Annotated in this window: 13 protein-coding genes; 3 read left to right on the top strand and 10 right to left on the bottom strand. The window is 70.8% G+C overall.

Annotated features, from left to right (window positions below):
• Window positions 1–124: 124 nt before the first annotated feature.
• The 5 genes from DVR05_RS14010 to DVR05_RS13990 form a co-directional block, all read right to left on the bottom strand.
• Complete coding sequence (locus DVR05_RS14010) at window positions 125–319, bottom strand: DUF397 domain-containing protein (RefSeq protein ID WP_116246321.1); 195 nt, start codon at window positions 317–319, stop codon at window positions 125–127.
• A gap of 210 nt (window positions 320–529) precedes the next feature.
• Window positions 530–760, bottom strand: coding sequence for a hypothetical protein (locus tag DVR05_RS14005; protein WP_116246320.1), 231 nt, complete (start codon window positions 758–760; stop codon window positions 530–532).
• A gap of 91 nt (window positions 761–851) precedes the next feature.
• Window positions 852–1985, bottom strand: coding sequence for a helix-turn-helix transcriptional regulator (locus DVR05_RS14000; RefSeq protein ID WP_232832138.1), 1134 nt, complete (start codon window positions 1983–1985; stop codon window positions 852–854).
• 165 nt (window positions 1986–2150) lie between these two features.
• On the bottom strand, window positions 2151–2594 hold the full coding sequence (locus DVR05_RS13995; RefSeq protein ID WP_232832137.1) for an ATP-binding protein: 444 nt from the start codon (window positions 2592–2594) through the stop codon (window positions 2151–2153).
• A complete protein-coding gene (locus tag DVR05_RS13990; protein WP_116246318.1) occupies window positions 2591–3058 on the bottom strand; it encodes a hypothetical protein in 468 nt (155 codons plus the stop codon). The genes DVR05_RS13995 and DVR05_RS13990 overlap by 4 nt, the downstream gene beginning before the upstream one ends.
• 325 nt (window positions 3059–3383) lie before the next feature.
• Between DVR05_RS13990 and DVR05_RS13985 the strand changes: the two genes are divergently transcribed.
• The 3 genes from DVR05_RS13985 to DVR05_RS13980 all read left to right on the top strand — a co-directional run bounded on the left by DVR05_RS13985 (window position 3384) and on the right by DVR05_RS13980 (window position 5304).
• The gene (locus DVR05_RS13985) at window positions 3384–4577 is read left to right on the top strand and encodes an alpha/beta fold hydrolase (RefSeq protein WP_198659182.1); all 1194 of its coding nucleotides are present in this window, start codon (window positions 3384–3386) and stop codon (window positions 4575–4577) included.
• Window positions 4571–4972 carry a hypothetical protein gene (locus DVR05_RS27030; RefSeq protein ID WP_198659181.1) on the top strand — a complete coding sequence of 134 codons (402 nt, stop codon included), beginning with the start codon at window positions 4571–4573 and terminating at the stop codon, window positions 4970–4972. Before DVR05_RS13985 ends, DVR05_RS27030 begins: the two co-directional genes overlap by 7 nt.
• A gap of 92 nt (window positions 4973–5064) precedes the next feature.
• Window positions 5065–5304 (top strand): hypothetical protein, encoded by a 240-nt coding sequence (locus DVR05_RS13980; RefSeq protein WP_116246317.1) that lies wholly within the window; start codon window positions 5065–5067, stop codon window positions 5302–5304.
• Between the two features lie 251 nt (window positions 5305–5555).
• Here the strand turns inward: DVR05_RS13980 and DVR05_RS13975 are convergent, their stop codons facing one another.
• The 5 genes from DVR05_RS13975 to DVR05_RS13955 all read right to left on the bottom strand — a co-directional run bounded on the left by DVR05_RS13975 (window position 5556) and on the right by DVR05_RS13955 (window position 13091).
• Complete coding sequence (locus tag DVR05_RS13975) at window positions 5556–6515, bottom strand: ABC transporter substrate-binding protein (RefSeq protein ID WP_116246316.1); 960 nt, start codon at window positions 6513–6515, stop codon at window positions 5556–5558.
• A gap of 4 nt (window positions 6516–6519) precedes the next feature.
• Window positions 6520–8469, bottom strand: a complete 1950-nt coding sequence (locus DVR05_RS13970) for an ABC transporter permease (protein ID WP_369974536.1) — start codon at window positions 8467–8469, stop codon at window positions 6520–6522.
• 1 nt (window position 8470) lies between these two features.
• Complete coding sequence (locus tag DVR05_RS13965; RefSeq protein ID WP_116246314.1) at window positions 8471–9814, bottom strand: glycine betaine/L-proline ABC transporter ATP-binding protein; 1344 nt, start codon at window positions 9812–9814, stop codon at window positions 8471–8473.
• Window positions 9814–11385: a GMC family oxidoreductase gene (locus DVR05_RS13960; protein ID WP_116246313.1), complete on the bottom strand. Its 1572-nt coding sequence runs from the start codon at window positions 11383–11385 to the stop codon at window positions 9814–9816. Before DVR05_RS13960 ends, DVR05_RS13965 begins: the two co-directional genes overlap by 1 nt.
• Before the next feature lie 179 nt (window positions 11386–11564).
• Window positions 11565–13091, bottom strand: coding sequence for an aldehyde dehydrogenase family protein (locus DVR05_RS13955; protein ID WP_116246312.1), 1527 nt, complete (start codon window positions 13089–13091; stop codon window positions 11565–11567).
• Window positions 13092–13135: the final 44 nt, after the last annotated feature.

Raw genomic sequence — 13135 nt, 5'->3', positions numbered from 1 at the left:
CAGGTTGCGGAACCCCTGGCAGGTCGGTGTCCTTCGCTTCACCTGGCCGCACTGCGCGCACAGAACCATGTCCCGGTGTTCGGGATCGGCCACGGCCGGTCCCGAACACTCCGGACAGGTGTCCTCATCGCTTGACGTCGAACTCGCCCTTCTTCGCGCCGTCCAGGAAGGTGGTCCACTCCTCGTCGTCGAACTCCACGGTGTTTCCGGTGGACGAGTTACGGACGAGCACCTTGCCTGTCAGGTTGGTGGCCACCTCAACGCAGTAGTTGCGCCGGTTGTACTGGCACATGCTGGAGGGACGGAACTCGGGGGTCATGGGTTTTCCCTCCTCAGGGGGTCGGAGTGTCCAGGGATCGGCGAGCCTGCCAGGTCCAGAGCCTGGTGCCCAGAACTTCGGCGCTGTCGGCGCGGATGACGGTGCCCCGGTCGCCCCGGTGCACCGCGAGGCACGCGCCATCGGGAAGCCCTTGGATGTCCCACTCCGTATGAATCTCAGCGAGTGCGGCGAGGGGAACGTTCCGATCTGTCACCGTCGCCCCCGGTCGGCTACGGTGAGCGTCTGGTCAGCCTGGTAGGCGTACCAGGTGCCGCCCAAGCGAACGTGGATGGTGCCAGGTTGGGTGCGACGAAGCGCCGTGACGGCTCGGATCCGACCGTCGGGCATGACGACGATGTCGCTGGGACGAAGCTGGGCGGACGGGATGGGCTGGCCCGGGAGCGTGGGCCGTGTCGAGGTAGCGGCGGTTGAGCTGTCCATGTGACCACCATCACCCGACTGGTGGGCGACGGGGAGTGGCCGCGAGGGTGGCCACGCGCGCGACCACCCCACAAACCCGACTTCTGGGTGGTTACCGGGCTTCTATCTCGTCCATCAACATCCGCAACGTCAGCGAATGCTTTTCCGGTGGGAGCTGGTTCAACGCGGCGTGAGCGTGGGCCACACCTCCGCGCCGGTCTCCGGCGCGCACGAGCATCAACCCCCGATGCATGTCCAGGTGGGTGCGGAACCGGGGCAGAGTCGGCGGTAGGTGCCGAGACGCCTCCTCCTGGGCGACCAAGGCGTCGCGTTCGTCTCCCAACCGCGCCGACAGGAGGGACAGGAACACATTCATCCGCCAGTAGGGAACGGCGTAATCGGATGCCTCGGAGTCGTCGGAAGCGGCCGCGTCGAACGTGCGGCGACCCTCCTCGGCCAACTCGCGGGCGGTGTCGGCGTCCCCTCGGATCGCTGACACGTGGGCTTTGCCCATGATGGCGTTGAGTCGGCCCAGGGTCGGGCGATCGTCGATGGCCAGGGCCTGGTCGGCGAACCGTTCGGCGTCGTCCAGGGCGGCCCCCTCATACCCGAGGGCGATAGCGGCACGGCCGCGCACCCACACGCGGGCCTCGCGATCGTCGGCACGGTCGGCGAACTCGGCGGCGCGCAGATACCACGAAACGGCCTTGACCCCGTCGGAGCCGGGGAACGTCTTGGCGAACAGGGTCGCCAGACGGGACGCGGTCGCCCACGCGTGGGGGGTGTCCAACTGCCGTTGCAACACGACCAAGTCCCCGGCCAACCGCTGTTGGATCTGCGCGGCCCCAGCGGTCATATAGTCGCGACCGTAGGAGTCCACCAAGGCGTCCCAGTCGGGGCCACGCCCGGTCAGGGCCGCTTCAAAGCCGCGTTCGACCAGGTCGGACGCGACGAGGGGCGCAACGGCGGTACCGGCTATGGATGTGAGGAAAGCACGACGATCCACAGGGTCGGTCTCCAAGGCTTCGAGGGGCACCTGTAGGGCTGCGGCGAGGTGGCGCAGGTGGTAGCGGGTCGGGGTGCGTTTGCCGTTCTCCCAGCGGGAGACGGTTTCGCGGGTGACGGTGTCCCGGCCGCTCACCCGGCACACCTCGTCCGCCAACCGACTTTGAGACCAGCCCAGGTGTCCGCGTAGCTCCCGTATAGCCACGGCCACCCCTGTGGCCACTGGTTTACCGTGGGGCATAGCTCCGCCCTTCCCATCGGCTCGCACCGTCAGGGTAGAGGCTGAAGCCTTTGCCGTCCTCCCCAATCGTCCCGCCGAATTCACCCGGGGTGACCTGAGTTCTCTCGTCTGCCGCCCCTGGTGCCCCGTGGACGGAGCCGTTCACGGGGCACCGGTGTGTCCCACTCAGCCGGAACCGACGTCGAAGGCGGCCCAGACCTGGGTGAAGTACCCCGACCACTCCGGGAAGGCGTGGCAGCCCCAGTCGGCGGCCAGCCTCTCCACCAGGAGCAGGCCGCGCTGCCCCTCGGCGAGGTCCCACTCGTCGGCGGTGCGCTCCGTGGGAATGCGGGGGCTGTTGGGCCCGCCGGGATCGCTGACCGTCACGCGCAGCGTGCGCGGGTCGGTCAGGCACATCGTGCGGACGACCTCGCCGCCCGGGCGGGCGTACTTGGCCGCGTTCGCCACGAGCTCGCTGACCACGAGCTGGACGGTGTCCACCAGGTCCGGGTCGAACCCGACCAGGTCACGGCCGAGGTCGGCACGGACCCTGGCGAGTTCGGACAGGTCACCGGCGTAGCCACGGTAGGGCCACCAGAGGCCGGGCAGGATGATGTCCAGGGTGCTCACGCCGCCACCGCCCCACACCGCCGGGCCCGCTGGTCGTTCCAGGTGCGGACCAGCGCGGCGAGTTCGTCGAACTCGCCGGGCCGGGGCTCCACGGGGGCGGCGAGCAGGTCCCCCGGAGGCGGGGGCTGCTTCGGCATCCAGGCGTGCAGACGGGCGGTCGCCTCGGCCTGGACCCGGTCGAGGTCGCGCTCGTGGGACACGTAGTAGGGGCGGACGAGGGCGATCTCGTCGGCGGGGACGCTCTCGCGCGGCGGCGCCAGACGCGGCGCGGGAACAGGCACGGGAGCGGGCTTCGGGGTCGGCGGCGTACCGGCCTCGGCCGGGGCGGGGAGCGGCGCGTAGCGGCGGACCCGGGTGGAGCGGCGACGGCGGGCGGCGGCCGAGTGGCGACCGCGTGCGGGGGTGAACAGCGCCTTCACGTACGCCGCGAGCAGGGCGAAGAAGGCAGCGCTATAATCGCGCATGCTGGCAATTCCTTTGCGTTAAAGGTGGATTGGTTGCTGGCCACGACCCCGGGCGGTAGTCAACCGTCGCGGGGTCTTCCGAGTTTTCAGTTGTGTTGGAAAGAAGAATAGAGGATGCGGGGGAGTGGGGGCGAACTTTTTCGCGAGACAGTTCCGGAAGAGTTCACCCCACCGGACGCCATCCCAGCTCAGGCCCCTTGTTTGAAACGGACGTTCCCATTCCTGGACACCGCCAGAAGAATTCCTTTAGTCCGAATTGAAGGGATTTGCTGGGATATCTGAAACCCAGCCGCATGGGTAGGGATGGGACGAGGGGGTGACGCGCGTGCGGGTGGAAGCTCTCCCCAGGAGCCGGGACGTCTTCCCCCCGTGGCTGCCCCTGGTACCGCTCACCCTGGCCGTCACCGTCCTGGCGGCGGCCGGTGTCCTACCGACCTGGCCGGGCCTGGTCCACCTCGTCGCGCTACCGCCGCTGGACCTCTTCGGCGACCTGCGGGTCCTGCTGACCACGACCACCGGCCCCGTGTCGTTCACCCTCCTCCTGGCCGTGGTCCTGGCCGTGCGCGTCACCGTCCTGGCCCTGATGACGGGCGGGCTCACCCGCGAGCGGCTGGCCCTGGCCGCCGCCTTCTACGGGGTCCTGCTCCCGCCCATGCTGCTCGCGGCCGAGGCCGTGTACATCGCGGGCACCCTCCTGTACGCGCGCCTGTTCTGGGGCGGGCTCGTCGCGGTCGCCGTACTCGCCTTCCTGTTCGCCCCGCTGCCCTGGCGAACGGGTCCACGGGTCCGTGACACCCTGGCCCGCGCCTGGCGCGACGGTCTCCGGGTGGGCGTGATGCTGCCCTACGGCGTCGCGGTGGTCGGGATCGGTGTACTCGCCGACCTGTTCCCGGGGCTGACGGTCGCGCTCGTCCCGGTCTCGGCCGCCGCCACCGCCGTCGCCGTCACCGCCCTGGCCCGCCCCGCGCGGCCCGGCGGGCTCCGCCGTCTGGCGGCGGTCGCCGTGGCGTTCGCCCTACTGTCCTGGGCGTGGGTCGCCACACGCGGCACCGACCCTCCCGATCCCGCCCGCCCCCGGGAGGGGTCGATCCTGCTGATGTCCGGAATCGACTCGTACTCCGGCGTCGGAGACGCCTTCCGGACCCGCACCGACCTGCTCGGCTACGGCTGCGACCAGACGTACTACTTCTCCTACGCGGGACCGGGCGACGGCCAGCCCCGAAGGCTGGCGCGCTGTCCGATCCGGACCGGCGCCCCCTACGTCAGTGCGCACACCCAGCGACCGGTCGAGGAGCAGGTCCGGGCGTTCGCGGAGCAGACCGACGACCTGCCGCGCCCGCTCGTCGTGGCGGGGCACTCGCAGGGGGCGTGGATCGCGTGGCGGTCCGTGGCCACCGGCGCGGCCCCCCGGGTGGACGCCCTCATCCTGGTGGGCCCCTCCCCGAGAGCACCGGCGGCTACCGGCCCCTCGGCGAACCGGGGCCCGGCCGCCCCGCATCGGACCTGCTCCGGGTGCTGACCCCCCTCAGCCGCGCGGTGGACTTCACCTTCGACACCGACTCCCCCGCGGGCTACGAGCTGCTGGGCACCACCGACGCCCCCGCCGCGATCCTCGCGCTCCCGCTGCCGGAACGCACGCGTTCGCTCAGCGTGGTCTCCACCGGTGACCTGCCGCTCATGCCCTCCGGGTGGCGGCTGCCGGTCGACCGGAACGCCTGCCCGGTACGCGCACCGCACGCCTACCTGCCGACCAGCGCGGCCTTCTACGAGGAGGCGAACCGGTTCCTCGACGCGGCTCCCGCCCCGCGCTGCCCGGTCTTCCGCGACTGGGGCGGACCGATGGCCCGGCCCTTCGGCAGCCCCGCACTGGACGTGGCGCCCGATCCCGAGGGGGGACCGCCCCAGGGCGGGTAGGGGTGGGGTGCGGGGCCCGTCGAGCGGGGCCGCTGCGTCCGCCCGACGGCGCGCCGGTAGAACGGACACGGACGGCGCGAAGGGAGGACGCCATGCGGCGGGGAAGTCTGAAGGGCCCGCTGGGCAGCCACGACCGGCCCGCGAGCGCGCTGGGGTTCCGCATGGTACTGGCGGTGTTCGGGGCCCTGGTGCTGCTGGCGGGAGTGGTCGCCGCGGCTCTGCTGACGGACGAGACGTGGCTGGTCGTCCTGCTCGGCGCCGGGTTGGCGGGCGCGTGCGTGAACGTGTACTGGGTGTACCGGAGGCTGCGGTACGAACGCCCCCGCCGCTGACCCGGTGGGGGCGCGGCCGGCGCGCGCGGCTCGGCGTGCGGTGGTCCGCGCGCCGAAGGGGAACCGGGGACGTGGCCCGGGGCGGCGTGGAACGGCTGGCCTTCCGCCGCCTGATCACCCGACGCAGAGGCGGTCGTGCTCTAACAGAAACATTCCACTGACACACCGTCACCATGAGTCACATCGGTGACCGACCGTGACCGGACGACGATGGCCGGGGCGGGTCTCCCCACCCCGGCCATCGGTCCGGATCAGCGCCCCTCGTACCCCTCGGGGATCCAGTCGCGCCACACGTCGGGGTTCTCCTTCACCCAGATCTCGGCCGCCTCCGAGGGGTCGAGCCCCTCGTCCGCGATCATCCGCGCCACGGCGTTCTGGTCGGAGTTGGACCACGTCCAGTTGTCGAGGAACTGGTAGGCGGGGTCCCCCGTCTCCACGAACCCGGCCCGGAAGATCTTGTTCAGCTCGTAGGTCGGGTAGTCGCAGTCGACGTAGGCCAGGTCGTCGTCGCACCCCTCGTAGTAGTCCGGGAAGTCCACCCGGACCAGGTCGAGTTCGTCCTGGAGCCACTGCGGGTCGTAGAAGTAGAAGAGGACCGGCTCCTCGTTGGCGTACCGGCGGCGGACCTCGGTGATCTGGGACGCCTCCGACCCGGCGTAGACGATCTCCAGGTCCAGGTCGAACGCGTTGATCATCCCCTGGTCCTGCGTGACGAACCCGGGCGCCCCGGCGAGGAACTCGCCGCTGTCGCCGGTCTGGGGCGTCCGGAACAGGTCGGTGTGCTCCTTCAGCCCCTCCACGGTCGTGATCTCCGGGTACTCCTCCGCCAGGTAGGCGGGGACGTACCAGCCGATCACGCCCTCGTTGCCGTTGGGGCCGCCGTCGACGACCGTGCCCTTCCCTTCCGGGCCGTAGAGCTCCATGAGGTCCTCGTGGCCCCAGTTCTCCACGATGACGTCCAGCACGCCCTGGTCGAGCGCCTGCCACGCGGGCTGCTCGTCGACCCGCATCAGCTGGACCTCGTACCCCATCTCCTCGCGGAGGATGTACGCCAGAACCTCGGCGCTCGCCTCGTACCCCACCCATCCGTTGACGGCGATCCGCACGGTGTCGGGGTCCCGGGCGACCTGGTCCGTGCGCACCGCGCAGGAGCTGACCGACACCACGGCCAGTACCGCGGCGAACAGGCGGATCAGGGCGCCCTTCCTCATGAACCTAGGCACGGGGTGCCCTCCTTCCCTGCGTCACGCGGTCCAGGAACAGACCCAGGCAGACGATCGCCAGGCCGGAGGCCATACCCAGGCCGAACTGGTTCTGCGCCAGGCCGAACACGACGCCGAAGCCGAGCGCTCCCGCGCCGACCAGCGCGCCCATGACGACCATGGACAGCACGAGGATGATGCCCTGGTTGACCGCGAGCAGCAGCGACCCGCGCGCCATCGGCAGCTCCACCTTGGTGAGCAGCTGCCACTTCGTGGAACCCTGCGACACCCCGGCTTCCAGGGTATTCGCCGGTACCCCGCGAATGCCGTCGTTGACCAGCCGGATCACCGGCGGGAGGGCGAAGACGACCGCGGCGACCAGGGCCGGGACCGGCCCCAGGCCGAAGAAGGCCACCGCCGGGATCAGGTACACGAACGGCGGCAGGGTCTGCATGGCGTCCAGGATCGGCTTCAGGATCGCGGCGAACACGTCGCTGCGCGAGGCCAGGACGCCGATGACCACGCCCAGGACGATCGTCACCAGCGCCGCGACCAGCACCTGCGCCAGGGTGTCCATCGCCTCGGTCCACACCCCGAGCAGCCCGACGGCGACGAAGGACAGGCCGGAGATCACGGCGGTGCGCGTCCCGGCGAAGATCCACCCCAGCGCGGCGGCGACGAGCACCACCAGCCACCAGGGCGACCCCGTGAGCACTGCGGTCAGCGGGTTGATCACGAAGCTCTGGGTCACGGTGCCCAGGGCCGCGGTGAAGCCGCCCGCCACCGCCTCGAACCAGTCGTTGAAGGCGTTGACCGGGTCGCTGATGTCGATCGACAGCTCACGCGGCCATCCGTCCACGTCGAGGAAGCGCGCGATTCCGACCGAGGCGATCACGATCGCCAGACCGGCGCCGAGCACCGGCAGCCGGAACCGCGGCGCGATCCGTGGCGTGTGCGCGCCGTGCCCGACCGCGCCCGTCACCCGGTCCATCGCGATCGCCAGCATGACGATCGCGACACCGGCCTGGAACGCCTGCCCGACGTTGACCTTGGCCAGCGCCTGGTAGATCGCGTCGCCGAGGCCGCCCGCGCCGATGACCGACGCGATCACGACCATGGAGACCGCGAGCATGATGGTCTGGTTGACGCCCAGCAGGATGGTGCGCCGCGCCATCGGGAGCTGCACCTTGGTGAGGACCTGCCAGGGGGTGGAGCCGAGCGACGTCGTCGCCTCGATCGCCCCCTTGTCGACCTCGCGGATGGCCAGGGCCGTGATCCGCACCGCGGGCGGCATCGCGTACACCGCCGTCACCACGACCGCCGCCGGGTTGCCGATACCGAAGAACAGCACGAACGGCAGCAGGTAGGCGAAGGCGGGCATGATCTGCATGAAGTCCAGCACCGGCCGGATGCCCCGGTAGAACCGTTCGCTGCGCCCAGCCAGGACGCCCAGCGGCAGACCGATCACCAGGGCGGCCAGGACCGAGGCGATGATCAGCGACAGCGTGGTCATCGACTCGTTCCACAGCCCGCTCAGCGCGAACACCGCGAACGTGGCCAGCACGAGCAGGGCCACCCGCCATCCGGCGATCCGCCAGGCGGCGAGCGTCCCGAGAACGGTGACGCCCACCCAGGTGAGGAAGTCGAGGATCTGGTCGATCAGCACGACCGCCGAGCCCAGACCCACCGAGACGTAGTTGAACCCGTACAGGAAGAGCGGGCTCTCGTTGCGGTTCAGGACGATCCACATGTAGAGGTCGTCCATCCACGCCATGAACCGTTCGCCGACGTCGGTCGGGAAGGGCCCCGACCATCCGGGGTGGCCCAGCGCGCGGCTCACCCAGTATCCGGCGACGAGCACCGCGATCGCGATGACCGCCTGGAGCCAGGTCCACGTCAGGGGGTTGCCGTCGGCCGAGTTCCCGGTGGTCTGACCGGAGTCCGACCTGGTCACCGTGGCCATGTCACCCACCGTCCCCGGTCGGGGCCGGACCGCCGTGCCCCTTGTAGCCGCTGGGGCCGTTGTAGCCGCCCTTCCGCGAGGAGTCGCCCTCGTCTGAGGAGTCGGCGGTCTCCGGCGCGGCCGTGCCGCCCGTCCGCCCCGTCCCGGGCTCCTCCCCGGCTCCGGTGTCGGCGCCCGCCCCGGACGGCCGGGTGTCCGCGCCCGGCGCCTCGCCCGGCGGCTGCTCGCCGACCTCCTCGACGGCCTCCTCCTCGATGGCCGCCGCGACCGTGGCGTCGGCCAGCTGGTCCTCGGCGATCGCCCGCAGCACGTCGTCGCGGCCCACGTACCCGAGGAAGGTGTCCCCGTCCATGACCCGCACGGGCGCCGTGGTGGCGGCCAGCATCGGCAGGACCTCCGCCAGGACGGTGCGCGCCTGACAGATCGGGCCGTCGGTGCGCTCGTCGGGGAAGGCGTCGCGGACCAGCCACCGGGCGGTGAGCACCGTGGTCCGGGCGACGTCGGAGGTGAAGTCGGCGACGTAGGAGTTGGCCGGCCGACCGACCACCTGCTCCGGCGTTCCCACCTGCACCAGCTCGCCGTCGCGCATGATGGCGATGCGGTCGCCGAGCTTGAGCGCCTCCTGGAGGTCGTGGGTGATGAACACCGACGTCTTGTCGAGTTCGTGCTGGAGCCGGATGACCTCGGCCTGCATGTCGCGGCGGATCAGCGGATCCAGGGCGCTGAACGGCTCGTCGAACAGCAGGACCTGCGGGTCGACGGCGAGCGCGCGGGCCAGGCCGACCCGCTGCTGCATGCCGCCGCTCAGCTGGCTCGGGCGGGAGTTCTCGTACCCGGTCAGCCCGACCATCTCGATCATCTCGCGGGCCCGGGCGTGGCGTTCGGGGCGCGGCATCCCGCGCACCTCCAGCCCGTAGGCCACGTTGTCGATGATCTTCCGGTTGGGCAGCAGGCCGAAGTGCTGGAAGACCATCGCCATCTTGTGGCGGCGCAGCTCCCGCAGCCGCTGCGGACTGGCCTCCTCGATGTCCTCACCGTCGAGCAGGACCTGGCCCGAGGTCGGTTCGATCAGGCGGGTCAGGCACCGGATCAGGGTCGACTTGCCCGACCCCGACAGGCCCATGACCACGAAGATCTCACCGGGGTGGACGTCGAAGGACACGTCGCGCACGGCGACGGTGCAGCCGGTCTCCTCCCTGATCCGGTCCCGGTCCGCGTTCTCCAGTTCGGTGCCGACGACCTTGTCGGCGTTCTTCCCGAAGATCTTCCACAGGTTGCGGACCGAGAAGGTGACGTCGGAGCCGCCGCCCCGCGGTCCGGCCGCCTCGGCCGTCTGTGCGCTCATCAGGCCCCCTCCTTCCGGGCGACACGATCGGCGCGGATCAGGTCCGCGGCACGCTCGCCGAGCGCCAGCACCATCACCATGGGGTTGGGCGTGGGCAGCGTCGGGAAGACGGAGGCGTCGGCGATCCGCAGGCCCCGCAGGCCCCGGACGCGCAGCCGGGGGTCGACCACGGCGGTGTCGTCGTCGGCGGCGCCCATCTTGCAGGTGCCCGCCGGGTGGTACACGGTGTGCGCGGCGCGGCGGCCGTACTCGGACAGCTCCTCGTCGGTCTGGACCTTGGGGCCGGGGGCGACCTCGCGCTTGATCCAGGAGCGGAACGGTTCGGTGGCGGCCACCTCGCGGGCGATCTTGAGCCCGTCGACGATGGTCTGCTCGTCGTAGCCGTCGGGGTCGGTGAAGTAGCGGAAGTCCAGCGCGGGCTTGACCTTCGGGTCGGAGCTGGTCAGGTACAGCTTGCCGCGGGAACGGGAGCGGGGGATGTTCGGCGTCATGCACACCGCGTAGCCGTCCTCGGGGGACTCATAACCCAGCCGCTTCGTGTTGTCGTCGAAGGGGATCTGGTAGATGTGGAACATCAGGTCCGGACGCGGGTCGCTGGTGTCGCGGCGGACGAACAGGGCCGCGTCGGAGTCCATGACCGTCTCGCGCGGGACCGGACGCTCGGTCTCCCACATGATGATCGACTCGGGGTGGTCGAGCAGGTTCTCGCCGACACCGGGCAGGTCGTGGCGGGCCTCGATGCCGACCGAACGCAGCTCCTCGGCATCGCCCACGCCGGAGAGCATGAGCAGGCGCGGACTGTCGACGGCGCCGGCGGCCAGGATGACCTCTTGGCGGGCGTTGACGGTGACGCGCTCACCGGACTTCAGGGTAGCGCTGACGCCCGTGGCCCGGTCGCCGTCGAAGACGATCCGGTCCACCCAGGTCTCCAGCATGACCGTGAGGTTGTCCCGGACGCCCATGATCGGGTGCAGGTAGGCGACGGAGGCCGAGGAGCGGTTCCCGGTGTAGGGGTCGTAGGCGATGGACAGGAAGCCCGCCCCGTCGGCGAACCCGCCGCCGTGCGAGGTCAGGGCGTTGAAGTCCTCGATCACGGGGACGTTCGCCGCCTCGGCGGCCGAGGACACCCAGTCCTTGACCATGTCGTTGCGGTCCTTCTCGGCGACCGGGACGATGTTGCACTTGATCCGGTCGGCGTAGGACTGGACGGTGGCGTTGTCCCAGCCCTCGGCGCCCAGGGCGACCCACTCGTCCAGGTCCTCGGCGAACGGCCGGAAGCTGATGAGCGTGTTGTGCGAGGAGCACCCGCCGAGCACACGGGCGCGCGAGTGCAGGATGTGGGAGTTCCCGCGCGGCTGCTCGGTCGTGGTGTAGCCGTAGTCGAGGTCGCTGTCGAGGACGCTCAACCAGTCGCGGAGCTTGATCACGTTCTCGTGGTCGCGGTCGTCGGGGCCGCCCTCGATGACGCAGACGGTGGTGCCGGGGTCTTCGGTGAGCCGGTTGGCGATCACCGAACCCGCGGTCCCCCCTCCCACGATCACGTAGTCGTAGGTGCTCTGGTTGTCGGACACGTCCTGGTTCCTCTCGTGAATTCCTGCTCTGGGGGATGCCGGGGAGCCGGCCCGGGCGTGCCGGCTCCGCTCCCCGGTAACGACCACCCCGGGCGGTCGGACCGTCCGGGGCGGTGGTCAGGGCGTATGTGGCGGACACATACCCTGCTGCGCGACGGGCGGCGCCCACCACACGCGCCCTAGCCGAACCAGCGCTGGGGTTCGGGGGCGAGATTGCGATAGATGTGCTTGGCCTCCCGGTACTCGTCGAGTCCGGCGAGGCCGAGTTCGCGGCCGACGCCGCTCTGGCCGAAGCCGCCCCACTCGGCGCCCGGGAAGTAGGGCCCGTAGTCGTTGACCCAGACGGTCCCGTGCCGCAGGGCGGCGGCGACGCGCTCACCGCGCGCGGTGTCGTCGGTCCACACGCCGCCGGAGAGCCCGTAGTCGGTGTCGTTGCCGAGCTCGATCGCCTGCTGCTCGGTCTCGAACCGCTCGACCGTCACGACCGGACCGAACACCTCGGTCTGGACGATGTCCATGGAACGGTCGCAGTCGACGAAGACGGTGGGGCGGTAGAAGTAGCCGTCGGCCAGCTCGGGGTCGTCGGGGCGCTTGCCGCCCGCGATGATCCGGGCGCCCTCCTCGACGCCGCGCGCGACGGCGGCCTCGACCTTGGCGCGGTGTTCGGCGGAGACCAGCGGGCCGCACCGCACGCCCTCGACCTGGCCGCGGCCGATCCGGATGGCCTCGGCCCGGCGGGCGAGTTCGGTGGTGAAGGCGTCGTGGATGTCGTTGTGCACGATGAGCCGCGCGCCCGCCGAGCAGACCTGGCCGGAGTGGAAGAACGCGGCGCTGAGCGCGTAGTCCACGGCGGTGTCCAGGTCCACGTCGGGGAAGATGATGTTGGGGTTCTTGCCGCCGAGCTCCAGGGCGATCTTCTTGACCGTCTGGGAGGCCGCCGCCATGATGCGGCGCCCGGTGACCAGGCCGCCGGTGAAGGAGATCAGGTCGACGTCGGGGTGCTCGGACAGGGGCGCGCCCGCGTCGGGGCCGCTGCCGAGGACCAGGTTGACCACGCCCGCCGGGACGCCCGCCTCGGTGCTCAGCTCGACCAGCTTGGCGGTGGTGACCGGGGTGATCTCGCTGGGCTTGATCACCATGGTGTTGCCCGCGGCGATGGCGGGGGCCATCTTCCAGGCGAGCTGGAGCAGCGGGTAGTTCCAGGGCGTGATCATGCCGCAGACGCCGACGGGCTCGTAGACGACGCGGCTCTGCACGCCCTCGGGCGCGGAGACGAGCCGGCCGGCGTCCTTGTCGGCGAGGCCGGCGTAGTGGCGGAAGACGTTGGTGACGTCGTCGACGTCGATCCCGCCCTCCTCGATCGTCTTGCCGGTGTCCAGCGACTCCATGACCGCGATCTCGTGGCGGTCGCGCTGGAGGAGGTCGGCGATGCGCTCCAGGACGCGGCCGCGTTCGGCGGCCGTGGTGCCGCGCCACTCGCCGTGGTCGAAGGCGCGCCGGGCGGCGGCGATGGCGTCCTCGGCGTCGGCGCGTCCGCCCTCGCTCACGATGGTGAGGACGGATCCGTCCGCGGGGTCCAGGATCTCCCGGACCCGGCCGTTGCGGGCCGCCCGCCACTCACCGTCGATGTACAGGCTCGTGGCTGTGGCCGCCCCCGGTTCCGACAGGTACGGCACGGACGGAAGGGTTGCGTAGGGTTCGTTCACGGGTCCGGTTTGCCCGAGATCGGTAGTCACAAACTGCCTCGTCT

It is taken from the genome of Nocardiopsis sp. FIRDI 009 (assembly GCF_003386285.1).
Taxonomy (GTDB): Bacteria; Actinomycetota; Actinomycetes; order Streptosporangiales; family Streptosporangiaceae; genus Nocardiopsis.
This window is presented reverse-complemented; position numbering and strand designations above follow the sequence as displayed.

What these genes read in the sequence shown, in the direction of transcription:
- DVR05_RS14000 (WP_232832138.1), bottom strand. Translation starts at nt 1,985, where the DNA reads ATGCCCCACGGTAAACCAGTGGCCACAGGGGTGGCCGTGGCTATACGG.
- DVR05_RS13970 (WP_369974536.1), bottom strand. Translation starts at nt 8,469, where the DNA reads ATGGCCACGGTGACCAGGTCGGACTCCGGTCAGACCACCGGGAACTCG.
- DVR05_RS13990 (WP_116246318.1), bottom strand. Translation starts at nt 3,058, where the DNA reads ATGCGCGATTATAGCGCTGCCTTCTTCGCCCTGCTCGCGGCGTACGTG.
- DVR05_RS13980 (WP_116246317.1), top strand. Translation starts at nt 5,065, where the DNA reads ATGCGGCGGGGAAGTCTGAAGGGCCCGCTGGGCAGCCACGACCGGCCC.
- DVR05_RS14005 (WP_116246320.1), bottom strand. Translation starts at nt 760, where the DNA reads ATGGACAGCTCAACCGCCGCTACCTCGACACGGCCCACGCTCCCGGGC.
- DVR05_RS13965 (WP_116246314.1), bottom strand. Translation starts at nt 9,814, where the DNA reads ATGAGCGCACAGACGGCCGAGGCGGCCGGACCGCGGGGCGGCGGCTCC.
- DVR05_RS14010 (WP_116246321.1), bottom strand. Translation starts at nt 319, where the DNA reads ATGACCCCCGAGTTCCGTCCCTCCAGCATGTGCCAGTACAACCGGCGC.
- DVR05_RS13975 (WP_116246316.1), bottom strand. Translation starts at nt 6,515, where the DNA reads ATGAGGAAGGGCGCCCTGATCCGCCTGTTCGCCGCGGTACTGGCCGTG.